Genomic DNA, 22,540 nt, shown 5'->3' with positions numbered 1-22,540 from the left:
ATTAAGCAAAGATAAATATTTTTGAATATTTCTAATCAACTTCTTAAAGAGGGATCCAAAATAAATTGAATCTTCAGAAATTCAGCGGACTAAATCCTCGTGGAGATATGAACCTTAGCCCGCTTTAAAAAAATAGCAATAAAAAAATATAAATACAATAAGTACATAAATTTACTTTTGATTTAAAATTAGAATATAAAAAATCTAAATATAAATGGTAGTAAGTGAATTAAATGAAAATACACAGGATCAAATATGTTATCTTTTTGAAAATCTTCAGCAAATAGAGAAACTTAAAAATAAAGATATACGAATTTTGCTTGATAAGATAGTTAGAAAATATCGAGGAAAAGTAGTAAATAAATGAAACGCCTATTGATCCCACTATTTATTTTGCTTACTTTACCAAGTGTTGTAGATAGCTCCCACCTAAATAATCAGAGAGAACTTATAGTCACCTCAGAAAGCACTGGCAAATCAATCGAGTTGGCAAAATACCTTAAAGATAATGGTGTAGTTAAATATTCAGCATATTGGTGTCCTAATTGCCTTAATCAAAGTGAATTATTTGGTAAGCAAGCTTATAGAGAACTTAATGTAGTTGAATGTGCAAGAGATGGCATCAACAGTCAAACTCAATTATGTATGGATAAAAAAATTAAAGGGTTTCCCACATGGGAAATAAATGGAAAACTAATTTTAGGTGTACTTTCACTAAAAGAGTTATCAAAGTTGACTGGATATAAAAATTAAGGAAAATGTAAGATGATTAATGGCTAGATATTAAAGGTTATTTCTTGAGTACCTTTCATACCTCCTCCAGCTGGATAGTTAATTACTTTTTTTGATATTAATCCAATACTTATAGCAACTATTCCAATACCAAATAAAGCTCTTGATCTTTTGCTTGAGAAGAGATACTTCATTTTGTATTTATAACTATTAAATAGTAGAAATTATTAAATTATAATGTGGATTTTTTTGTTAAAAAAAAATAACAAGTAATCCTAAATCTATAATTTTTTAAAATAAGTTTTAGATATTAGATATCTTGAAAATCCTTAATAAATAAATGATTTTATATCTTTTTTTCAGGATTTCTAGTTTGTATTTGACAGTCTTTTTATAATTAAAATGAAACTTATTTTTTATGAAAAATAAAGAATTTAATGTGACTCAAGGAATGGCTTTGTTACTTTTGAAGCCATTAAATTTACCTGCTAACTACGTTCTAAATCTCATAATTTATATAACTAATCCTAGTAACAACATAGGTTACTAATAGTCTTCCCAAACTGGATTGGTTCTCCTCCAACCTTGAGCGATTAACTTTCTCCATTCATCTCTAGCTTTATCAACTTTAAGTTCTTCTCTGGTTGTCATAAGAGGTGGTTCTTTTCCTAAAACACCAAGAATTTTTCCAGAGTCAATAAATATATATTCAAAAAATTTATCTTTATTTTGATTATTCTTTGAAAACCTTTTAACCCTTGAACGATTCGAATTTATAAGCCAAAAATTTTCTGTCAATCTTACTTATTTTATGTTTTCTCAATTGGAGCCATTGTTAATCCTTTGCTGAATAGTTGCTCATGATATAGCTCTGCCTGTTCAAGATTACCTCTCCATACTTCTGCAGATCCTTTCTTGTCAACTTTGTTGGTTAGATCCCATGCCATTTGTTCACTCATGCTTGGGATTATTGTTAGAAGACAATTTGCGACATGCTGATAAGTATTAAAATTGTCATCAAGAACAATAACTCTTGCTTCTGGATATTTTGCTTTAGATTTTTTTGGATCTAAGGCTGTGCCGAGAGAATTAAACATTTTGTCTTTAATAGTTTAATTAAATTAAAAATTTAACTATGTTCTTCAATTAAAAGTATTGAAAATGTCTCGAGCGTGACTTGAACACGCGACCTGCGGGCTATGAATCCGCCGCTCTAACCAGCTGAGCTACCGAGACATGGGAATATTGTAAGGCATTGGTTGTACTTAATTACCATTTTGAAAATTTATTTGTTTGTGGGCCTCATATATAGCAATTCCACATGCTACAGATAGGTTTAGACTTCTAACACCTTTTTGATCATTGTTTCCAGTTTGTATATTCGGCATAAATATTGATATTAAAAAGTCGCTTTTATCAATAATGGAATCGGGTAATCCTGAATCTTCTCTCCCAAATAGCAAAATATCATTTTGCTTAAATTTAAAATCCTTCAAATATAATCCATTTTTTTTACTAAAAGAAATTATTCTTTTTGTTGATTTTAGCGCAAAAAATTTTTCAAAATTCTCATGCTGAATAATTGTAACTAGAAGCCAATAGTCTAATCCTGCTCTTTTTAAATATTTATCTTCTAGCTTAAAACCCAATGGCTCTATAAGATTTAAAGGTATATTAAATGCAGCACATGATCTGGCAATATTACCAGTATTTTGTGGGATTCTAGGTTCAAAAAGAGCTACTTCCAATTTTAATTAGGTATTTCAATACTTATTTCATCTATTTTGATTGCTCTGCCGTTTATAGCCAGCCAATTATCTTTTGATATTTTGGTTATTCTCTTTTGAAGTTCGCCGATCCTTTCAATATATGTATTACCAATTTTATATTCAGAGACCAAACTCCAACCTACTTGTTCTCCAACTATAATCGTTATACTTTTTCTTTTCATTAAGAGACTTATAAGTGAATTCATTTTTGTTGACCATTCATTTTGTTCCTTACCAATACTTTTCATAACGAATCCTCCAATAGAATCTATTAATAATGGACCTTCTTCTTTCCTTAATGTATTTAATAGATCTGTCGTTTCTATTAATTTCCAATCTTTTGGCCTTCTTTTTCGATGTAAATTAATTTTATCTTGCCATTCTCTATCATCCAAATTGTTTTCAGATAAGGCAACATAAGATAAATTGTTTACCTCCTTTGCAAGATGCTCCGCGAATTCACTTTTGCCACTCTTTGTCCCCCCTGTAATAAAAACTATATAAGATGAATATTCACTAATACTAAAGTTCTTGACATTCATAAATTCTCTATTATTTAGAGAAATACCACCATGTTGCTAAAGGAATAATTGTCGCAGCAATTAACAATCCTATAACTATATAAGTTGCGGTTGAACTCTCAGTATCTTTTGATCTCATAGTGTTAAAATTTGGATCCACTACAGGGTTGTCGATAGATGAGGGCTGACTTTTTTCGTAATTTATAATAGTCTTCTGTTGAGTAACGCCAAAATATTCATTTATACTATTAATTTCATTTGCGTATGTAGTCGAAGGGATAAGAATAAAAATAAAGCCAGTAAAGATAATGGAAAGTATATATTTATTGATGTTTTGGTTCATTTTGAGAAGTTTTGGTTAATTATATATTAAAAACGTTATGTTTGAGTAATTTTAAATGTACTAAACAATATAATATTTGCATAATTTAATTAGAAATAACATATTTAAAATATGGGATTCAATGGGAGATCATTAATATCAGTCGGTGTTATACTCTTTATTTTTCAGATAGCAAATTTCATTTCAATAGAAACAATCACTCCTGAGCTTGAAAGAGCGCAAGTGTTAGCTGCAATAGCTTCATTAATTATTATTTTGATAGGTTTTCTATTTAAACAATTCGAACCATTAGCGGGTGATAAAGTTGCTTTAAAAGGAGAAAATAAGTTTCTCTTCGATAGAAAAATGCCGGATGAAGTTATTAATGAACTTGCATGGGGTTCTGAAGCGATATTAACTTCTACAGCAGCTGCAGCAATATTAATCCATAATGATGGCGTTAATATATTGAGGAGGGGAATTACTTCATGTAATGAATTTAAACCTGGGGAAACTTGTCTAAGATCTATAAAAGATATGAAATTAATATCATTGGCAAACACTAAATTTTATCCAGGAAAAGATGAATTTTTTAATTTTTGTGCCGATGTTCCATCTATCTTAGTTGTACCTATAAATAATAAGGCTTTTATATTAATCGGAGGCTGGAGTACTAAATGTTTCACTAAATCTGATGAAAAATGGATAAATAATTGGTCTAAAAAAATTAGTAATATATTTTCAAAAAATAATATTTAAAAATAAATTATTGATTTAACTCTTTTATCTTTTGCTTTAAAACTTACTGATTCAGTATTTAAATTATAGTAAGCATTTTCTGAATTTATTTCATATTTATTATCGTTATTTTGGTCCCTTATAATGTATTTTACTGGATTAAAAAATTCAATTATATTATCTGAACCCAATATGGCTTTTCCTGAATTTAAAATAATATTTTGATTTTCAAATCTTATATTTCCCTCTAATAGATAGTTTGTCTTTTCTATATTCCAAATAAACTTATCTGCATATAAAATGTCCTCATATTGTTTAAGAGTTTTTAATTTAACATTCCCTTTTAATTTTAGGAGTTTATTGTTATCTGATAATGTAGATTCTTCTGAACTAATAATATATTTAATTTCCCCCCCATCGAAAATATTAATGATAGGTTTTTTTAATTCGAACTTTAATTTAATATTGTTAAAACTAGAATTTGGACTGGTGATTGAATATATTTTTTCTCCTGTTTTAGAGAAAATATTCATATTTAAACTGTCTATTTTTTGTGTTATTTTATTTTCATCAATTACATTTGGAGCGCAACTAAGCATAAATAATGGAAGGAAAATTATTAATCTATAATTTTTGCTCATAATCGAGTTTATTTATGATTGGAGTGGGTTTAGGAAGACTTGAGTTGCCAACTAATAATCCCCAAATTAATTGTTTTTTCCAAGGAATTTCCTCTCTGTATATAGAGCCAAGTTGTTCATTAATTTTTGTAGATAATTCGGGCAATAAAGGTAGTAATAATAATCCTATTATTCGTGTACTTTCTAAAACGTTATAAATAATTTCTTTAACTAGAGGTAGATTATCTTTCTCTTTTATTAGCAGCCATGGCTGATTATCATTCAAATACAAATTTGTATTAATTGCGAGACTAAGTACTTCATCAGCTGCTAAATCTAATTTGTAGTTATCAAAGTTATAAATATAGTTTTCAACTACAATTTTTGCAAAATTCTCTAATTTATTTTCGCTTAAAATTTTTTCATTATTTGGCACTTTATTATCAAACCACTTTCTAGACATAGATGATGTTCTATTTAATAAATTACCAATTGTATTAGCCAAGTCATTATTGATAATGTCAACAAATCTTTTATCTTGAAAATCTCCATCATTTCCTAGTGATATGTCTTTTATGAGGTACCACCTTACAGGATCATTTCCATATTTCGTAAGCAATAAATCAGGGTCGAGTACATTTCCTAAGCTTTTACCCATTTTTTGCCCCTCTCTTGTAAGAAATCCGTGCCCAAAAACCTTTTTAGGAACTTTCATTTTGGCAGAAATGAGCATTGCAGGCCAATATACAGCATGGAATCTCAGAATATCCTTACCAATTAAATGAACATCAGCTGGCCATCCTCCATTAATTGATTTTTCCAATGAATGTTCTGTCACATCAGAACTAATGGCACTTACATATCCAAGTAAAGCATCAAACCAAACATAAAAGGTATGGTTATCGTAGCCAGGGACAGGAATTCCCCACGTAACATTTGTTCTTGAAATTGAAAAATCTTTTAAACCTCTAGAAACAAAATTTATAATTTCATTCTTTCTTTCTATTGGCTCTATAAAAGAGGGTTCGTTGATTATTTTCTCGATATCCTTTTGATATTTTGAAAGCCTAAAAAAGAGATTCTCTTCATTTTTCCATTCTAGATTTTTTTGATGTATTGGGCACTTGTATGTTGATGAGTTTTCTGGATTATCTTTAAATTCTTCACAACCGACACAATACCAACCTTTTTGAACTCCCATATAGATATCATCTGATGCTTTTACTCTTTCATAAAATTCATTAACAACAAATTCATGATTTTTTGAGCTTGTTCTTATAAATTTGTCAAAGGATATATTCCAATCTTTCCAATTATTATTAAAGACTTCTGAGATTTCATCACAATGTGATTTTGGTTCAATACCCTTTTCATTAGCTGTTCTTTGTATTTTCAATCCATGTTCATCAACGCCAGTGATGAAAATAACATCTTCACCTGCAAGCCTTTTATACCTAGCTATTGAGTCACAAATTATTGTTGTATATACACTTCCTAAATGAGGTTTATCATTAACATAGTATAAAGGTGTAGTAATGACAAAAGTCATAAAGCTTTTTTATTAATACTAACAGATATTTTTTAAACTAATAACAAACCATTGTATATATTATTTTATTAATAAATAAATTCTAAAAGATTACTATCATTTATATTATATTTAACTTTATATATTTTATTACTATATATTTCTATTGATACAAAAAGAGTAATAAGGATTTCTAGTGAGTAATCTGGAAAATAAACCAAAGCAATATTTTTTTTATGATTAATCCACTTAACGAATATTATTTTATAAAAAGGTTTATTTTCATTCTTAAAAAATAATGTTAAATATTTAAATTTATCATTTCTAAATATATTACTATTCTCTGATTGTCTATTTTTTGAATAGTCAATAATCTTAGAGACTGAATCTTTACTTAGAACATCGTAATTATTAATTTTGCTATAGACTTGCCTTTGTATAATTAAATCAAGATATCTTCTTAATGGTGATGTACATTGTACATACATTTTAAGGCCTAATGATTCATGAATTCCTGGCTTAGTAGTTATGTAACTTCTTCCCATGTATTGTTTCAATATTATATATTTAATATCACTATCATTGTATCTATTGAGTATTTCAGATGGATTACAGTTTATTTTTTGAATTCTAAAAGCAGCCGCTAAATTATATTTATCTAAAAATAAACTTGTAACATAACCCATTAAAATCATAGATTCTGCAACTATAATTTGTGATATTGTTTTCTCTAATTTAGTTAGTATAATCTTATTCTCATATAATTTAATTTTATTATTAGGACTTTCAAAAATAATTGCTCCTTGTTTCTTTCTGAATGTAATACTCTTTTCTAATAAATTTTTAATCTCAATTAATTCTATTTCTTCTTTCGGTTCTATTTCTAATATTTCATTTGCATCTTCATATGTTAATTGATATTTTGGTTTTATAATTGCTTCAGTTATTTCATATTTATTTATTGATCCATCGTCATTGAATTCTAATGCTGCGCTAATAGTTTCTGAAACTTTATTTTGAGCTAGATTTGCCTTTTCACGAATGTCCTTAGGAAGCATTGGGACATATTGATCAATTAAATATAAACTGCTATTTCTCTTTCTTGCATTTAAATCAATATTAGAGTCATGCAAAAAGAGTTTGCATGGATTACTAATATGTATCCATAAATTTTTTTTATTTCCTTCTTTTATTTCTAATGAAATGGCGTCATCTACCTCATGTGGATCATCAGAGTCAATAATATATGTTTTTAAATAAGTTAAATCTTTCAAATATTTGAAATATTAATTATTTTGCCAACTATATTCAATATGAAATTATCCTTCAGGGTTTACGAAGGGTAAAAGAGCTACAATTCTGGCTCTCTTAACAGCTAATGTGAGATCTCTTTGTTGCTTAGAGGTTAAACCTGTCATTCTTCTTGGTAGGATTTTGCCCCTTTCAGTTATGAATTTTTTTAGTAGTTCTACATCCTTATAGTCAATAGGATCTCCTGGTTTGATAGGTGATAATTGTTTTTTGAAAATTGAATTAGGCATGATTTAATTTGATTTGATTACTTAATTTCTTTGTGAATTGTCATTCTGTTTAAATGAGGATTAAACTTTTTTAGTTCTAATCTCTCGGTTGTATTTCTACGATTCTTTTCAGTAGTATATCTTGAGACACCATTTGATCTCTTAGGATCTGTGCTTGTCCTAGCTTCAGTACATTCCAGGGTCACTACAACTCTTGTCCCTTTTTTGGCCATTTTAATTAATACTTTATTGTATAATTTTCTATTGTACATCTTCAACAAACTTTTTTGAAGATATACTCATTTCTTTTATCATCGTTGATTAAAAAATATATATGAAAGTTTCTCAAAATTGGTTGAAAAATTTAGTAGAAATTACTTCTACTCCTGATGATCTCTCTGAGAAATTGTCTATTGGTGGATTTGAGGTTGAATCATTAGAAGATTGTTCAAAAAATCTTAATGGCGTTGTTTTAGGTAAGGTACTATCTGTCTTAAAACACGAAGGATCTGACAAACTTTCAATTTGCCAAGTCGATATTGGTAATTCAAAGAATTTACAAATTATCTGTGGTGCACGCAATATTAAACCAAATATTTATGTTTATGTTGCTACTGTCGGCGCGAAATTAAATGCAGTTGATTTAACTATTAAAAGAAGTGAAATTAGAGGTGTCATGAGTGAAGGAATGATATGTTCACTGCAGGAACTTGGTTTAGAGGACTCTAGCAAAGGGATAGAGATCATTGATGAAGATTTGGCCCTAAAACATGAATTGGGCACTCCAGGGTCTGACATTCTTCAATTAAATGATTTTATATATAATTTAGCCATTACAGCTAATAGACCTGATGGAATGTCTGTTATAGGTATAGCCCGTGAAATTTCTGCCCTTTTAGAATCCACCTTAAATTTTCCAAAATTAATCCATAAATACAATATTCATTTACTTAAGGGAATTAAACTTTGTTCAGAGGCTATAGAATCTAATTGCATTTATACAATAAGCTGCATTGATGGGGTAAATGGAGAGAAATTATCACCAAATTGGCTTAAAGACCGTATAGAAAAATCAGGTATAAAATCTATTAATCTTCTAGTTGATTTGACAAATTATATTCTTTTAGAACAAGGTCAACCTTTGCATGCGTTTGATAAAGATAAGCTGTCAAACTTAATTGGTAAGGAAGTTTCTCCAGAAGATTTCTCTGTAAGAAAAGGCCAGGATACCGAAAGCCTTATTTGCTTAGATGGTAAAGAATATGACTTAAATGAGAATATCACAGTTATTACTTGTTGTGATAAACCTGTAGCTATTGCAGGTGTTATAGGCGGTTTAGAGACTTCTGTAAGTAATACTACCTCATCTATTTACCTTGAGGGCGCTGTTTTTAATCCAGTTACTATAAGAAAATCTTCCAAGGCGGTTGGCATAAGAACAGAATCTAGCAGCAGGTATGAAAAAGGGATTTCATCAAAAAATACAATAAATGCAGTAACAAGGGCAATTAATCTTTTAGAAGAATATTTTTCTATTAATTCACCAATCATCAATACTTCAAATTTAATAAGTAATGAGGATATATTTATTAAACTACGGAGAAATCGAATACATAAAATACTTGGTCCATTAATAATTAACGATCAATTTGAAAAAAGAAATTTATCTGATAATGAAATAGTTAATAAATTAACACTCATAGGTTGTACTTTAAAGAATAAAGAATATGGTTGGGATGTAGCAGTAATTCCTAATAGATCACATGATTTAATAAGAGAAATAGATTTAATTGAAGAAATAGCTAGATTAATAGGGTATGACAGATTCGACTTAAAACTTCCTAATCCAATTAAGCCTGGTAAATTGTCATCAGGACAGTCGGCATTGAGAAAAGTAAAAAATGGTTTTATAGAAAATGGTTTTAACGAGGTACTAAGCTACTCTCTTGTTCCTGAAGATGATGAAAAACTTATAAAGATTTCTAATCCTTTGTTATTAGAAACAAGCTGCCTTAGAGATAATATCTGGAAAGAACATTTGGAGATAGTTAACCGTAATATAAAAGCTGGACAAGCAAGTTGTTATATATTTGAAATTGGAAATGTTTTTCAAAAGAAAAATGAGTTTATTCAAGAAGAAGTTTTGAATGGTGCGATTTATGGAAATAAAAAATTTGGGAAATGGATAAATTCGGGTAAGGATAACGATCTTAATTATTTCCAGGCCAGAGGAAAGTTAAAGGAGGCTTTATCATCTTTGAACATAAAAATTGATGATAAACCTACTGATTCAATTGATTTTCTTCATCCAGGAAGAACAGCTAAATTATTTATTGAAGGGAAAGATGCAGGTTATTTTGGTGAAATACATCCCAAATTAATATTAGACAAGAAGTCATTAAAAAAAGTTTATTTATTTAACATAAATGTTTCTAACCTCTTGGGAGCTAGTACAAGAAAAAATAAATGGATTCCAATATATAAGCATTATCCAATTGTTCCGAAAATCGAAAGGGATATAAATTTTGTTTTCAGTAAGAAATTTTTAATCAACGAAATAATATCACAAATAAGAAAAACAGGAAAACATCTCTTAGAGGATGTAAATTTACTTGATGTTTTTGAAGATACTAAATTTGGAGATGATCATATAAGTTATACATTTAGATTATCTTATAGAGATAAAGATAAAACATTACTGGACTCGGACATTACATCAATACATTCAAATATAATTTCTAATGTTGAAAAACGTTTTAGCACTAAATTGAGGAATTAGGTATATCATTAATCTCATATGAGACTATAAACTAGTCTATATATAATTCTTATATAAGATAGATAATAATCCTATAAAAGTATTTAATGTTGTATGATAATGACCATGATTAATCTTCTATCTTTACTTCTATCTTCAGTGCTGTGGGTACAAGTCCCTCAGTGGTCAGATGATTGGTCAAAATGTGCTGTTGACATTCCAGATGCGTCATGTCACTGGTATATAACTGCACCAGATAATACTTTTGGCGAAGGATTTGATTGGGCTAGTGCCCCTTGGTTTGATGCTAATGGATTAAGCGATGTTCCTAGTATTGATAAACAAACTGCCATTGAAAAGCTTCAATCTAAGTAGTACTGTCTTTAAGGCAGTACGACAAGAAACAAAAGCCATATATAGCTTTGCTTTCTAGCCCTTATTAATCTTTTGGACATTTAAAGGACATAGTTTATCGATTTATTATTCAATTTTTAATTTTTCCTAGGCAATAAACAGTTTGAGAATGATTCATAAAATTTGATAATTAATTTATATTATTTATCTATTTTTAGACTCAATAGTAGACTAATATTAAGTCCTATATGAGAAGTACTATACAAAGTAATTCTCATTTTTTAAAAGTATTTTATATTTAAATTTCATTTATACATAATAATTGTTTCGTTAAAATTGAATAAAAAATATTTGATGATAAATATAAATATTAAACTTAACATCTCTCTTATATGAGACTATTAATTAGACTTGTAAATAGTCTTATTTGAGAATCAGTATACTAATTTCTATATAGATTTTTTAGCAATTGATACGCTTCATTTAGTTTTCTCATTTGATCTGTTGATCCTCCAGCATCTGGGTGCGTCTCTAAGGCTATTGATTTATAGGCCTCTCTAATTTTACGAAACGTATGAGCGGATCCTGCAGATGTTGATAAATTCAATAATTTAAGTGCTCCATGTACTGTCATTGTTGAGTCCAAAGTTTCAAATGAATTTGATCTATTATTTCGCTTAAATCTACTTACAAACCTTCTCATAAGTGTTGGTATTCTATTTATCAGGTCTGATGTAGCAAAAGGGTCTTCTAAAACGCCAATCATTAATAAAACAATTTCAAGGGATGGATTTTTCTTTATCCAAAATGGACATAATTCTGACATTAATTTATTGGCTGAACTCCACGTAAAGGGTAGATTTTCAGTTCCATCAAGATTTGGCCATATATCTCTTTCAAACCAATCCATCGAAGCTTCTACTACATGATCATTAGGAACTGATCCATATAAGGTTTTCCAATGACTAATTAACTCAACACGACATTTTATTAATTCAGTTTCATTAATTGTATTAATTTGAATATCATTAATATTCTCCTTTAATTTTTCACTATTAATACTTCTTCTTAGATTCTTTACTTTTTTTTCAACAAAATTGGGAAGGCTTATGTTTGAGTTAGCTTTTTCTTTATATTGATTTTTATTTGTAGATCTTTTATTCAAGGATATCTCATTAACTTCTTTTTTTACGTCTGATTTAATTAATACCAATGCAGTATCTTCATCAATATTTAAATTTTCATTATTATTCTCGTTAAAGTCTATTTCTTGCTGTTGGTTCTTAGGTAGTAAATCATCTTCTTGAAGAAGTTCTTTAAGTATCTTTTCTATTACAGGTCCTCTTGCTCTAAATCCCCAATCTTTTCGTAATTGATCAAACCTGAAAATTAGTTCCTCAGGTAAATCAATTGAAATTCTTTTTGTATTTGAATTTTCAGGAATATTCAATAATATTTTCTTGAATAGTATGGAATTTATTTAATTTTATTCAAAAAAAATTGAAAGTCCATACGGAATATTGTTTTTAAATTAAAACCAATTTATTTTTATGTCGCAAGTCAATTAAGTATCTTTTTATAATAAAGCAAAAAAATGTTTAATTGTTATTTCAAGTCATCTAAAGAAAAAAAGAGTTTTTATCAACACAAGAAATTAGAAATGCTCAATTATATTAAGGATTCACTTGAACGTAAAATTGCCTCCGTAACAGCCTCTATAGAAGTTCTTGAAAGCCAAATAAGCAGGGATAAGGAAGTTGAAGTAACTAACTAGTATTCAAACAAAACTTTCTAGAAGTTTTTCAGGGCCATATTTCTTTAAATAATTAATATTTGAATTTTCAGTTACTAATAGATATCCTGCAAATCCTAAACCGTTAATACTAAAACCATGAATATGATCATTTTTTCTTTTTATAATAGCGATCCATTTATTAGTTATTAATATATTGTAAGGATATATCGGTTTCTTATCATTAATAGGGTCCCCAAGTCCTAATTTCTTGCATAATTCTAAATAAAATTCAAAAAGACATGATGGATTTTCTAAAAAATTAAATTTGGATACAATAATATTTTTTTTAAGCTTACTCTCTAGATCTTGATATGAGTTCATCTCTAAAAACCACTTTTCTCTAGGGCATGATATCTCACCTTTAGATCTACGCAGAAGTTGAAAATGTCTGTGAGGTTGACTTGCTCCCGCAATTGGAGAACTATTGAAAAACCATAATCCACTAGTATCTTTATTAACTTGTTGGATCGCTCTCCAATCTTTAATATCTAACCATCCATTTTGAGGTTTCCATTCATTTGTAATAAGTAAAATATGACCTTTTTGTACAGGGTACTTATTTAATATTAATTGATGATTATCACCAATTTTATCAATTTCTAGTATCTTTTCCCAAGGACAAAAAGGATTTTGCTTAGGACCATAAATTTTTTTTTTATTAAATTTTGAAGTATCGAGTTTCCTAATTATGAAGTCGTCTTTTTCATATAAATCTCTTGTAATAATAACAGTTTTGAGAGGATATAATGATTCATCATCAATTGATAATTGAGTTTGTTCTAGTGCCTTTTTCCAATATATTTCTAAACTCATTTAAAAAAATTTATCATTATCATTTTAAAAAAAAAAATAAACTTGTAATTACTTTTTATTAAATTGATATTCTTTCAATGTTTCAAGAGGTACTGATTCTAAGACTACAATATTCGTTGATTCTAATATGACTTTTGGCGCAAGACCGTCTAATAATGCTTGCTTCCACCTATCAAGACAAATACACCAATGATCACCATCCTTTAGTCCTGGGAAGGAATAAATAGGCATGGGAGTTATTAAATCATTACCTTGTGATTTACTATATTTCAGGAAATTATCATCCATTACACAACATATGGAATGATTCCCTCCATCATTTTTGTCATAGTTGCAAAATCCATCCCTGAACCACCCTGTCATAGGAGCGCAACTACAAATCTCAATTTCTTGTCCAAGAACATTTAACTGATTTTGATTATTTATGGTCATAGATTTTTTTAATAATAATAAAACACCAACATTTCTTTAAAAAAGGTTGACGAGTATGGGGGGTAAGGAGGTAATAATTCTAATAAGGTTTTTTTCATTATGGATTGGGACTTTACTGAAAACATTGCATTTAAAGCTCTTTATGAAGCTTTTAAAGATAGTGATGAAACTTCCGCATTAGAATTTTTATCTAGTGATGGTGCTTCATTTTATCTTGAGTTAACACAGGATGCCGCGGGTGAGGGACTTGATCTGGGTGATAATGAAACGATGGAAGAACTAAAGGAAGAAATTATTGAATATTTAGAAAACAACTAAAAATTTAGCTTAAGCGCTGAAATATTTAGCTTTCGAGTGTAGTGAAATGATAGCTGTAGTACTTTGTTCTGGATGAAGTTGTTCAGATTCATCCATGGTCAATTTTATTCTTTTTGCATCCAACAATGATAATTGTATGTTTGAATCAGATACTTTTGGACATGCAGGATAACCAAAAGAATATCTAGCTCCTCTATATTTTTGAGCTAGTATTTCTCTATTTTTGTCTGGTTCTTCAGACCTAAAACCACATTCAATACGAATTAATGCATGGACATACTCAGCTAGAGCTTCTGCTAATTGCACTGTAAGTCCATGGAATAACAAATAATCGCTATATTTATCTTCTTTAAATAATTTTTGAGAATATTCACTAGCAATATCGCCCATGGTTACTGCCTGCATAGGAAATATATCTATCGGTTTGTCATTTTTTAAATCACAATAAAAATCAGCTATGCATAAATTATTTCCAGATTTTTGTCGTGGAAAATTAAATTGAGAAATTTTATTTAATGATTTCTCATCAAATAAGAAAATACTATTATTTTTTCTGCCGCATCTGAAATATCCATAAACTGCTTTGGGTGATATAAGTTTTTTCTCTATAATTATCTCCAACCATTTATCTAACAATGGTTTAGCAAATGACTCCAAATAGTTATTGTATTCATCTACACTTTGGTTTTTTCCTTTTTTTATTTGCCATTGGCCGCTAAATAGTGCTTTTGTATCTAAATAAAATATTAACTTATTTAAATCTATATCAATATCGTTCAAGACATTCGTTCCCAAGAAAGGGGCTTGAATTGGATTTTCTTCATTAATAAATTTAGATCTGATAAAATTTTCTTTTAAATTTAATTTGGTAGTCTCGGTATGTATGGATATTGATTTTTTAACAGCTTGAGAGTTTGATTTTGATGAGGCTAAATTAATATTTATACCCTTATCTTTAATGAAACCCTCTGTATTTGACCAATTACCCTTTTTCTTATTATCCATATATTCATTCATAAATTTAAGATCAGTGAACGCATCTTTTCCATACAATATTTTCCCTTTATATATTTTGCTGCAGTCCTCATTTACAAATTTTGGGGTTAAGGCTGCGCCTCCTAATATTACTGGTACACTAATATTTTCATTGTTAAAAGCCTCTAAATTATCTTTCATAAAAGCAGTTGATTTAACAAGTAATCCGCTCATAGCGATGCAATCAGCATTGTGTTTTTTTTGTGCATCTATAATTGCTGAAACATCTTGCTTTATTCCTAGATTTATTACGTCATAACCATTATTTGTAAGTATGATATCTACCAAATTTTTTCCAATATCATGTACATCGCCTTTGACGGTTGCAATTAAGAGTTTTCCATTTGATATGTTTTCATCTACAGTTTCCATATATGGTTCTAAAATTGAAACAGCAAATTTCATTGTTTCAGCGGATTGGAGTACAAATGGCAATTGCATTTGACCTGAGCCAAATAAATCTCCTACAACTTTCATTCCATCTAGTAAAAAGGTATTAATTATTTCAAGAGGTTTATATTTTTTTAACGCTTTATTTAATTGATCCTCTAACCCTATTTTTTCTCCATCAATAATATGATTTTTCAGACTTTCTTCAAGAGTTAGGTTTTTATTTTCTGAAGATGCTTTTTTGAAATCTTGAATAGATAAATCTTGAAAAGCCTTTGTTAATTCTACTAATGGATCATAAATACAAATATCATCTTCAAATTCTCTTTTATCATAAATCAAATCTAGGCAAAGCTTTTTAGTTTCTTCAGAAATTTTTGAGAATGGCAAAATTTTATTTGGTGCGATAATTGCAGAATCCAATCCTGCTTTAATGCATTCATCTAAAAATATTGAATTTAGATTAATTCTTGATAATGGTGAAAGACCAAAACTAATGTTTGATATCCCAAGTATGATATGAATATCTGGGAAATTTTCACGAATTTTTAATATAGCACTAATAGTTTCTTTAGCGTTTAATCTATCTTCTTCTATCCCTGTAGATATTGGCAGAGCTAATGGATCAAAAAATAGCTCATAATCTGACAAACCACATTCTCTTGTTCTATTAATCGCTCGTTTGACAATCTTATATTTTTTTTCTGAATTCCTTGCCATTCCATCTTCATCGATTGTTCCGACAACAAGACCTGAACCATACGCTAAGGCTAAATTTAAAACTTGATCAAACCTTTCATTGCCATCTTCGTAATTGGTTGAATTTATAATACATTTACCACCAGCTGACTTTAATCCACTTTCCATTTTGTCAGCATCTGTAGAGTCAATCATTAAGGGTAAATTTATATTGGTAACTAGTCTTGAAGTTATTTCTTTCATATCTTTCACTCCGTCTCTGCCTACATAATCGACATTTACATCAAGAACGTGAGCATTTTCTTTTTGTTGTTGCTTGGCAATTGCAACTAAGCCATCCCAATCGTCGTTATTTAATAACTCCCTTACCTTTTTCGATCCACTTGCATTTAATCTTTCTCCTACTATCAAAATTGAATTGTCTTGTTTATATGGCACAGAGTTATATATTGATGAGGCAGATGGAATAAAACCGCTTGAATTTTTCTTACCATTGTTGTTAGTCCTTTCATTATCAATAATTTCATCGATTATTAAAGACAGGTACTTTATATGTTCAGGTGTTGTCCCACAACATCCACCTATTAATTGAACATTAAAGTCATATATAAAATTCATTAACTGCATCTTTAATTCTATTGGCTTTAATCTATAGTGAGCTACACCACCAATATTTTCAGGAAGACCTGCATTGGGAATACAGCTTATAGCGAAGGGAGAATTTTCAGACAAATATTTAATATGTTCCTTCATTTGCTCTGGACCAGTTGCACAATTAAGTCCGAGGATATCTATATTAAATGGCTCTAATATTGTTAATGCAGAAGCAATATCAGATCCAACAAGCATAGTACCTGTTGTTTCCATTGTTATAGATACCATTAAAGGTATATCAATATTTTTACTTTCAAGAATTTCTTTTGATGCTAATAAGGCAGATTTAATTTGTAAAACATCCTGACATGTTTCAATCAAAAGAAGATCAACTCCTCCATCTATAAGACCATAAATTTGTTCTTTATATGATTGCTTTAATTCATCAAAATCTATATGTCCTAAGGTGGGTAATTTAGTTGTTGGCCCAATTGAACCTGCTACAAACCTTGGTTTATCAACTGATGAGTATTTGGCAGCAGCTTTTTTTGCTATAAATGCTGCATTTTTATTTATCTCATAAGCCTTATCAGCAATATCATATTCATCAAGGACTATTGATGAGGCTCCAAATGTATTAGTTTCTATAACATGACAACCTGCTTCTAAAAATGAATTATGAACCTTCTCAACTACCTCTGGCGATGATAAAACAAGGTTTTCATTACATCCCTCTAATTCTTTTCCTCCAAAGTCATCTGCAGTAAGATTTAAGTTCTGAAAAGATGTTCCAGTACCTCCGTCAAAAATAATTAATGGTTTTTCATCTCTATTTAGATAGGTTCTGAAAGATTCCATTTTTAGGCAAAAATTAATTTATTTTAGTGAAATTCTCGTTACCCAATTATCATAGTCTTGAGAACGACCTTCTGTTATTTCTATAAGCTTACTTTTTAATTTATTCATTATTGGTCTTTCAACATTTAATTCAGTTGATTCAATTTTTTTAACTGGTGTAATTTTTGCTGCTGTACCAGTTAGAAAAACTTCATCTGCTATTAATAATTCTGTTTTATCAACAGGCCTCTCAACTACATTTATTCCAAATGATTTTGCTAATTCAATTACACTAGCTCTAGTAATCCCCTCAAGGATATCTTGATCAACACCAGGAGTGATTAAGTCCCCATTCCTTACAATAAATAAATTCATACCACTAGCTTCGCTTACCTTACCACTTGAATTTAATAGCAGGGCTTCATCAAAACCCGATAAACTAGCTTCTGTTTTGGCTAATGAACTAGTAATATATGCTCCACTTATTTTTCCTCTTAAGGGGAGAGATCTATCTTCTTGTCTTGTCCAGCTACTCATTCTACAAGAAACACCATCTGGTGATAGATAATCTCCTAGTTCAATACAATAAATAAAGAAATCTGTTTCAATATTGTGTAATCTTGGAGCTATACCTAAATCGCTTGTATATACAAATGGTCTTATATAAATAGGTTTTTCTGGCTTGTTTCTTTTTATAACTTCTTCTAAGGCTTTAAAAATATATTCTTCAGAAATTTCAGTTAAGAGTAATTTTGCACTTTGAGATAACCTTTTTATATGTTTATCAGTTCTAAACAAAAGGAATTCATCTTTGTTTGTTGGGTTAGGTATCGCTCGCATTCCTCCAAATGCAGCAGTACCGTAATGTAGTGCATGAGTAGCTATTGATATTTTTGCTTCTTTAAATGGAATACATTTACCTTCGAACCAGGCGTATGGAAGAAATTCATGCATATTTAATTTATTTAATTAAGGTAAAATTGTTTTATCCTACTTACGTATTCTAAACCTTATTTATATATAAAAATGCACAGGATAATAAATATAGCTGGAAATGAAAAGAATAAGGATGATTTAATTGAGCAACCACCTGCAGATTTTATTTTTATAACAAGTGTCAAGGCTGATTTAAATCTTATATCAAACTTATTTTTAGAAAAAGAATTTGATTCATTAAAAAATAATATAAGAGCATTAGAAATTTCTAATTTAAATTCCTCAGCTCAAATAGATAATTATTTATTAAAAACAATTAATTATGCAAAAGTTGTCGTACTTAGAATATTTGGAGATAAAGGTACATGGAACTACGGAATTGAACAACTTTTAAATTGGCAAGCAGTTAATAAAAATAGGAAGTTAGTAATCCTATCAGGTACCATTGATCAGGAAATTTCCTTATGCGAAATAAGTAGTATAGATAAAAATATTGCATTAAATATTTCTAGATTACTAAGATCTGGAGGGATGGATAATTATAGAAAGTTTCTTAATTGTTTAAATTATTTAGTTGTAGATGAAAAATTAATTCCTGATGAGTTTTTAAATATTACTTTTTATGCAGATCCATATTTACATGATTGGAAAAATGAAAAAGGCGAAAAGATAGGAATAATATCCTATAAATCACTTTTTTTGGCTAATGAAATTGAAGTGAACGAAAAACTTAACTTGCAATTAAGAGAATGCGGACTATCTCCTAAAACATTTTTTATTTCAACACTAAAAGATCATATTATTCAGAAGAAATTAATTGAGATTTTTAAAAAAGAAGATATTAAACTAATAATTACCACAACTTCATTTTCGTCATCTCAAATCAAAAATAACGATTTAATTGAAAATTCAACAAATATTTTTACTTCTCTTAAAATTCCAATTTTACAGCTTCTTTCTTCTAATACATCAAGAAAAAAGTGGTTAAATTCATCTATTGGAATGAATTCATCTGATTTATTAATGCAAATAATTATTCCCGAATTTGATGGAAGAATTACTACCTGTCCTTCAGCATTTAAAGAAATAATTTCTAAGAAAAATACACTATATAGTGAAATAACGAGTTATAAAGCTGATCAAGTAGGTATTCGATGGATTTCAAAATTAGCAACAAATTATGTGAAACTTCAGAAACTTAATAATTTTGATAAAAGAATTTGTTTACTAATAAGTAATTATCCAGTAAAGAATGGAAGAATCGGTAATGGCGTTGGTCTAAATACACCATCCTCAATAATAAATATTCTTAATTGGTTAAAAGAAGAAGGTTATGACCTTGGATCTTGTAATTATCCTCAAGATTCTTCGGAATTAATGTCAATGCTTATCAAAACTAGAACCAATGATATTGAATCTCAAAATAATGAACCATTAGATTTCTTACCACTTTGTGAGTATTTAAAATATTGGAATTATTTAGAAAATGATCCAAAAAATATTATTGTTAATCGTTGGGGTAAACCATCTGAGGCAATCGATCTAGATAATAAAGGCTTCTCAATAAATGGTCTTAGATTTGGAAAAATAACATTATTGATTCAACCTCAACGTGGTTATGACGCTTACACTGATAGAGATATTCATTCTCCTGATCTTCCACCTCCCCATAGATATTTAGCTCAATATTTTTGGATAGAAAAAGTTTTTAATGCAAATGCTATATGCCATATTGGTAAACATGGGACTGTTGAATGGTTACCTGGCAAATCAATAGGTCTCAGCCATAAATGTTTTCCAAATATTATTTGTCCAGCAATACCTAATATATATCCCTTTATCGTAAATGATCCTGGAGAAGGATCCCAAGCTAAAAGAAGAACTGCTGCCACAATTATTGATCATTTAACACCTCCTTTGGATAGGTCAGAACTATATGGAAAATATTCAATATTAGAAAGTTATTTAGACGAATATTTTGAAGCGAAGTTATTAAATTCAAATCGTATTGAGATAATAGAAAACTCCATTTTTGAATTAATTAAAAAAGATTTTAGTGAAATTACCTTAAAGAATAAAAATTTGCAAATAGAAGAAATTGATTCCTTTCTTTGCAAAATTAAAGAATCTCAAATTAGAACAGGTTTGCATGTATTTGGCAGTAGACAGAATGATATTAATGAAATAAATTTATTCTTGTGTATTGCTAGAGTCCCAAATGCAAAACGAATTGGTGTTGTTCAATATCTGGCGAAAAATTTAAAACTAGATTTGAATCCTTGGACAAATAAATATGATCAGAAGTTAACAGAAAAGGATAAAAAAATATTATTGAGGTTTTCAAATAAAAAAATTTTAAATTTTAGAATGGCTATTGACTTTTTGGAACAACAAGCAAAATATATTATTTATTTGTTTTTTTACAAAAAGAAAAACAATATAAAATATTTAGACAAATATAAAAATCAGAAAATAATAGATTATTTCTTTAATGATAAAAAACATAATAATTATTTTTTATTATTAAAAAATGAGATACTAAATCCAATCATTAATTCTTCATATGATGAAAAAATATCATTTATTAATTCATTAAATGGCAAATATGTAAAAAGTGGTCCATCTGGAGCTCCTACGAGAGGTAAAACTGAAGCTTTACCTACTGGTAAAAATTTCTTTTCAGTTGATGCGAGGGGACTACCCACTGAATCAGCATGGAGTGTTGGTTGTAAATCTGCTTCTCAAATTATTGATTTATACAAACAAGAAAATGGAGAAGATTTAAAACATATAGCAATATCTGTATGGGCAACGTCCACCATGCGAAATGGTGGGGAAGACATTTGTCAAATATTATATTTATTAGGCATACAACCTATTTGGGATGGACCATCAAGAAGAGTAGTTGACTTAGAAATTATCCCTTTAACTGTTCTCGATAGGCCAAGAGTAGATGTTACATTAAGGATCTCAGGAATGTTTAGAGATGCATTTCCTCAGTTAGTGAAATTAACTTCTAAAGCAATAAATCTAATTTCTAATCTGAATGAGATTGATAAATTTAATCCTCTTGCTGGAGCATTAAAGAATGGTGATCCAATTAATCGTATATTTGGGTCAGCACCAGGTTCATATGGTGCTGGTCTACAAGAACTAATTTCAAATTCTAATTGGGAAAATATAGATGATTTTGGAGAATCTTTTCTTAATTGGAGTAAGTGGATTTATAGTGATAATCTTGAACCTATAGAGGATAAAAAATCATTAGAAAATGCTCTTAAAAATGTGCAGTTAGTTGTTCATAACCAAGATAATAAGGAACATGATATTTTAGATTCTGATGACTATTATCAGTTTCAAGGTGGTTTATCTTCAGCAGTAAAAAAATTGAGCGGTAAATTACCTGAAATGTATCATGGTGATTTATCTAAATTTGGATTATCTAAAATTTCAAAATTACAAGAAGAAATTAATAAAGTTGTTATATCAAGAATACTTAACCCTAAATGGATAAATGGAATGAAGGATAATGGTTATAAAGGAGCGTTTGAATTTTCAGCGACACTAGATTACTTATATGCTTTTGATGCTTCTACTGAAGTAGTTTCAGATTGGTGTTATGAGGAAGTTTATAAATCATGGCTATGTGATCGGGATCTTAGGAATTTCTTTTTAGAAAATAATCCGTGGGCTTTAAGAGATATTGCACAAAGATTTCTTGAAATTGTTAATAGAAAAATGTGGAATAATTGTTCTTCTGATGTCATTGAAAATTTAAAGAACATAATTATTAATACTGATTCAATAATTGAAAAAAACGAATTCTGAA

General features: G+C 28.9%; 22 protein-coding genes and 1 tRNA gene. 6 read left to right on the top strand and 17 right to left on the bottom strand.

From position 1 onward, the window contains the following. The first annotated feature begins 363 nt into the window (after positions 1 to 363). On the top strand, positions 364 to 753 hold the full coding sequence (locus EW14_RS04925) for a hypothetical protein (protein WP_042850397.1): 390 nt from the start codon (positions 364 to 366) through the stop codon (positions 751 to 753). A gap of 23 nt (positions 754 to 776) precedes the next feature. On the opposite strand, the gene EW14_RS10265 is transcribed toward EW14_RS04925, so the two are convergent. The 7 genes from EW14_RS10265 to EW14_RS04895 form a co-directional block, all read right to left on the bottom strand. Further along, on the bottom strand, positions 777 to 926 hold the full coding sequence (locus EW14_RS10265) for a hypothetical protein (protein WP_197049540.1): 150 nt from the start codon (positions 924 to 926) through the stop codon (positions 777 to 779). Between the two features lie 352 nt (positions 927 to 1,278). Beyond that, entirely contained in the window at positions 1,279 to 1,530 is a 252-nt protein-coding gene (locus EW14_RS04920) for a DUF1651 domain-containing protein (protein WP_042850395.1), read from the bottom strand. Positions 1,531 to 1,541: 11 nt separating this feature from the next. Next, positions 1,542 to 1,829, bottom strand: coding sequence for an ATP-dependent Clp protease adapter ClpS (clpS, locus tag EW14_RS04915; protein ID WP_042850394.1), 288 nt, complete (start codon positions 1,827 to 1,829; stop codon positions 1,542 to 1,544). Positions 1,830 to 1,894: 65 nt separating this feature from the next. Continuing rightward, positions 1,895 to 1,968, bottom strand: a tRNA-Met gene (locus tag EW14_RS04910). Between the two features lie 29 nt (positions 1,969 to 1,997). Further along, complete coding sequence (locus EW14_RS04905) at positions 1,998 to 2,480, bottom strand: tRNA (cytidine(34)-2'-O)-methyltransferase (RefSeq protein ID WP_042850393.1); 483 nt, start codon at positions 2,478 to 2,480, stop codon at positions 1,998 to 2,000. A gap of 2 nt (positions 2,481 to 2,482) precedes the next feature. Continuing rightward, a complete protein-coding gene (locus EW14_RS04900; RefSeq protein ID WP_042850392.1) occupies positions 2,483 to 3,043 on the bottom strand; it encodes a bifunctional adenosylcobinamide kinase/adenosylcobinamide-phosphate guanylyltransferase in 561 nt (186 codons plus the stop codon). Positions 3,044 to 3,053: 10 nt separating this feature from the next. After that, positions 3,054 to 3,365 (bottom strand): hypothetical protein, encoded by a 312-nt coding sequence (locus EW14_RS04895; RefSeq protein WP_042850391.1) that lies wholly within the window; start codon positions 3,363 to 3,365, stop codon positions 3,054 to 3,056. Positions 3,366 to 3,476: 111 nt separating this feature from the next. Between EW14_RS04895 and EW14_RS04890 the strand changes: the two genes are divergently transcribed. Continuing rightward, positions 3,477 to 4,103 (top strand): cofactor assembly of complex C subunit B, encoded by a 627-nt coding sequence (locus EW14_RS04890; protein WP_042850390.1) that lies wholly within the window; start codon positions 3,477 to 3,479, stop codon positions 4,101 to 4,103. On the opposite strand, the gene lptC is transcribed toward EW14_RS04890, so the two are convergent. The 5 genes from lptC to rpmG all read right to left on the bottom strand — a co-directional run bounded on the left by lptC (position 4,100) and on the right by rpmG (position 7,983). Then, positions 4,100 to 4,681, bottom strand: a complete 582-nt coding sequence (gene lptC, locus EW14_RS04885; RefSeq protein WP_042851311.1) for an LPS export ABC transporter periplasmic protein LptC — start codon at positions 4,679 to 4,681, stop codon at positions 4,100 to 4,102. The genes EW14_RS04890 and lptC overlap by 4 nt on opposite strands. 25 nt (positions 4,682 to 4,706) lie before the next feature. Continuing rightward, entirely contained in the window at positions 4,707 to 6,251 is a 1,545-nt protein-coding gene (gene metG, locus EW14_RS04880; RefSeq protein WP_042850389.1) for a methionine--tRNA ligase, read from the bottom strand. 68 nt (positions 6,252 to 6,319) lie between these two features. Further along, a complete protein-coding gene (locus EW14_RS04875; protein WP_042850387.1) occupies positions 6,320 to 7,504 on the bottom strand; it encodes a ribonuclease catalytic domain-containing protein in 1,185 nt (394 codons plus the stop codon). 45 nt (positions 7,505 to 7,549) lie between these two features. Then, complete coding sequence (rpsR, locus tag EW14_RS04870; protein WP_002806014.1) at positions 7,550 to 7,771, bottom strand: 30S ribosomal protein S18; 222 nt, start codon at positions 7,769 to 7,771, stop codon at positions 7,550 to 7,552. 17 nt (positions 7,772 to 7,788) lie between these two features. Then, positions 7,789 to 7,983, bottom strand: a complete 195-nt coding sequence (rpmG, locus tag EW14_RS04865; protein WP_002805540.1) for a 50S ribosomal protein L33 — start codon at positions 7,981 to 7,983, stop codon at positions 7,789 to 7,791. A gap of 101 nt (positions 7,984 to 8,084) precedes the next feature. Here rpmG and pheT point away from each other — a divergent pair, with 101 nt between their 5' ends. Together pheT and EW14_RS04855 are read left to right on the top strand one after the other, a co-directional pair. Further along, positions 8,085 to 10,529, top strand: a complete 2,445-nt coding sequence (gene pheT, locus EW14_RS04860) for a phenylalanine--tRNA ligase subunit beta (RefSeq protein ID WP_042850386.1) — start codon at positions 8,085 to 8,087, stop codon at positions 10,527 to 10,529. Positions 10,530 to 10,634: 105 nt separating this feature from the next. Then, complete coding sequence (locus EW14_RS04855; protein WP_042851309.1) at positions 10,635 to 10,883, top strand: hypothetical protein; 249 nt, start codon at positions 10,635 to 10,637, stop codon at positions 10,881 to 10,883. A gap of 421 nt (positions 10,884 to 11,304) precedes the next feature. Here EW14_RS04855 and EW14_RS04850 read toward each other — a convergent pair whose 3' ends face one another. The 3 genes from EW14_RS04850 to EW14_RS04835 form a co-directional block, all read right to left on the bottom strand. Beyond that, a complete protein-coding gene (locus EW14_RS04850) occupies positions 11,305 to 12,312 on the bottom strand; it encodes a molecular chaperone DnaJ (protein ID WP_042850385.1) in 1,008 nt (335 codons plus the stop codon). Positions 12,313 to 12,639: 327 nt separating this feature from the next. Beyond that, on the bottom strand, positions 12,640 to 13,470 hold the full coding sequence (locus tag EW14_RS04840; RefSeq protein WP_042850384.1) for a DUF4922 domain-containing protein: 831 nt from the start codon (positions 13,468 to 13,470) through the stop codon (positions 12,640 to 12,642). Positions 13,471 to 13,518: 48 nt separating this feature from the next. Beyond that, on the bottom strand, positions 13,519 to 13,902 hold the full coding sequence (locus EW14_RS04835; protein WP_042850383.1) for a DUF2237 family protein: 384 nt from the start codon (positions 13,900 to 13,902) through the stop codon (positions 13,519 to 13,521). A 99-nt stretch (positions 13,903 to 14,001) separates the two neighbouring features. On the opposite strand from EW14_RS04835, the gene EW14_RS04830 reads away from it, so the two are divergent. Then, on the top strand, positions 14,002 to 14,220 hold the full coding sequence (locus EW14_RS04830; protein WP_042850382.1) for a hypothetical protein: 219 nt from the start codon (positions 14,002 to 14,004) through the stop codon (positions 14,218 to 14,220). Between the two features lie 9 nt (positions 14,221 to 14,229). Here EW14_RS04830 and metH read toward each other — a convergent pair whose 3' ends face one another. After that, positions 14,230 to 17,796, bottom strand: coding sequence for a methionine synthase (gene metH / locus EW14_RS04825; RefSeq protein ID WP_042850381.1), 3,567 nt, complete (start codon positions 17,794 to 17,796; stop codon positions 14,230 to 14,232). 18 nt (positions 17,797 to 17,814) lie between these two features. Then, positions 17,815 to 18,729, bottom strand: coding sequence for a branched-chain amino acid transaminase (locus tag EW14_RS04820; protein ID WP_042850380.1), 915 nt, complete (start codon positions 18,727 to 18,729; stop codon positions 17,815 to 17,817). Between the two features lie 72 nt (positions 18,730 to 18,801). On the opposite strand from EW14_RS04820, the gene cobN reads away from it, so the two are divergent. Further along, positions 18,802 to 22,539, top strand: coding sequence for a cobaltochelatase subunit CobN (gene cobN / locus EW14_RS04815; protein ID WP_042850379.1), 3,738 nt, complete (start codon positions 18,802 to 18,804; stop codon positions 22,537 to 22,539). The last annotated feature ends 1 nt before the right edge of the window (position 22,540 follow it).

Origin of the sequence: Prochlorococcus sp. MIT 0604 (assembly GCF_000757845.1) — a bacterium.
GTDB lineage: Bacteria > Cyanobacteriota > Cyanobacteriia > PCC-6307 > Cyanobiaceae > Prochlorococcus_A.
The sequence above is the reverse complement of the archived record's forward strand: the minus strand, read 5'-3'. Positions and strand labels throughout refer to the sequence as shown.

What these genes read in the sequence shown, in the direction of transcription:
- clpS (WP_042850394.1), bottom strand. Translation starts at nt 1,829, where the DNA reads ATGTTTAATTCTCTCGGCACAGCCTTAGATCCAAAAAAATCTAAAGCA.
- rpmG (WP_002805540.1), bottom strand. Translation starts at nt 7,983, where the DNA reads ATGGCCAAAAAAGGGACAAGAGTTGTAGTGACCCTGGAATGTACTGAA.
- EW14_RS04890 (WP_042850390.1), top strand. Translation starts at nt 3,477, where the DNA reads ATGGGATTCAATGGGAGATCATTAATATCAGTCGGTGTTATACTCTTT.
- EW14_RS04925 (WP_042850397.1), top strand. Translation starts at nt 364, where the DNA reads ATGAAACGCCTATTGATCCCACTATTTATTTTGCTTACTTTACCAAGT.
- rpsR (WP_002806014.1), bottom strand. Translation starts at nt 7,771, where the DNA reads ATGCCTAATTCAATTTTCAAAAAACAATTATCACCTATCAAACCAGGA.
- EW14_RS04895 (WP_042850391.1), bottom strand. Translation starts at nt 3,365, where the DNA reads ATGAACCAAAACATCAATAAATATATACTTTCCATTATCTTTACTGGC.
- EW14_RS04830 (WP_042850382.1), top strand. Translation starts at nt 14,002, where the DNA reads ATGGATTGGGACTTTACTGAAAACATTGCATTTAAAGCTCTTTATGAA.
- EW14_RS04855 (WP_042851309.1), top strand. Translation starts at nt 10,635, where the DNA reads ATGATTAATCTTCTATCTTTACTTCTATCTTCAGTGCTGTGGGTACAA.
- lptC (WP_042851311.1), bottom strand. Translation starts at nt 4,681, where the DNA reads ATGCTTAGTTGCGCTCCAAATGTAATTGATGAAAATAAAATAACACAA.
- pheT (WP_042850386.1), top strand. Translation starts at nt 8,085, where the DNA reads ATGAAAGTTTCTCAAAATTGGTTGAAAAATTTAGTAGAAATTACTTCT.
- metH (WP_042850381.1), bottom strand. Translation starts at nt 17,796, where the DNA reads ATGGAATCTTTCAGAACCTATCTAAATAGAGATGAAAAACCATTAATT.
- EW14_RS10265 (WP_197049540.1), bottom strand. Translation starts at nt 926, where the DNA reads ATGAAGTATCTCTTCTCAAGCAAAAGATCAAGAGCTTTATTTGGTATT.
- EW14_RS04840 (WP_042850384.1), bottom strand. Translation starts at nt 13,470, where the DNA reads ATGAGTTTAGAAATATATTGGAAAAAGGCACTAGAACAAACTCAATTA.
- EW14_RS04900 (WP_042850392.1), bottom strand. Translation starts at nt 3,043, where the DNA reads ATGAATGTCAAGAACTTTAGTATTAGTGAATATTCATCTTATATAGTT.
- EW14_RS04820 (WP_042850380.1), bottom strand. Translation starts at nt 18,729, where the DNA reads ATGCATGAATTTCTTCCATACGCCTGGTTCGAAGGTAAATGTATTCCA.
- metG (WP_042850389.1), bottom strand. Translation starts at nt 6,251, where the DNA reads ATGACTTTTGTCATTACTACACCTTTATACTATGTTAATGATAAACCT.
- cobN (WP_042850379.1), top strand. Translation starts at nt 18,802, where the DNA reads ATGCACAGGATAATAAATATAGCTGGAAATGAAAAGAATAAGGATGAT.
- EW14_RS04835 (WP_042850383.1), bottom strand. Translation starts at nt 13,902, where the DNA reads ATGACCATAAATAATCAAAATCAGTTAAATGTTCTTGGACAAGAAATT.